Source organism: Ruegeria sp. BG9 (genome assembly GCF_056538305.1).
Window position 1 is genome coordinate 1 of record NZ_JBQFSY010000031.1, and the last position, 807, is coordinate 807.

At 63.8% G+C, this 807-nt stretch carries 1 protein-coding gene; it reads right to left on the bottom strand.

Annotated elements, in window-relative coordinates; all coding sequences use genetic code 11:
- The coding region (locus tag ACR0I8_RS22085) for a beta-eliminating lyase-related protein (protein WP_480703669.1) at positions 1–807 on the bottom strand (807 nt) is incomplete at both ends.

The window sequence follows — 807 nt, forward strand, 5'->3', positions numbered from 1 at the left end:
GACCGGTCTCGGAGGTGTAGAGGATCGGATAGGCATCCTGCAGACGCGCCGCGATGTAGTTGGCGTTCAGGATCGCCACTTTGGTCGCCTGCGTCAGGCCCGCGCCGCCCATCAGAAGCACATAAGCCCAGCTGACCGGCAGGATCGAGGGTGAGCCGAAGGGCGCCGCCGAGACCGGACCCACAGCGGTGCCGTATTCCGGGTGGCCGGGCAGGTGCTCGGTCAGGTGAGCCTTGACGCCGATCGGACCCATGCCGGGACCGCCGCCGCCATGCGGGATGCAGAAGGTCTTGTGCAGGTTCAGGTGGCTGACGTCGCCGCCAATATCTCCGGGGCGCGACAGACCCACCATAGCGTTCATGTTGGCGCCGTCGATATAGACCTGACCGCCATGGTCATGGGTGATCTGGCAGACCTCCTGCACGGTGGTCTCGAACACGCCATGGGTCGAGGGGTAGGTGATCATGCACCCGGCCAGATGATCGGAATGCTTCTCGGCCTTGGCGCGGAAGTCGTTCAGATCAATGTTGCCATTCTCATCCGCCTGCACCGGCACAACCTGCCAGCCCACCATCTGGGCCGAGGCCGGGTTGGTGCCATGCGCCGAGGTTGGGATCAGGCAGACATTGCGGTGCCCTTCGCCGCGGGCGAAGTGATAGTTGCGGATGGTCAGCAGGCCTGCATATTCGCCCTGCGCGCCCGAGTTGGGCTGCTGCGAGATCGCATCATAGCCGGTGATCTGGCACAGCTTGTCGTTCAGATCGGCAATCATCTCGTGATAGCCCTGCGCCTGATCTTCGGGGCAGA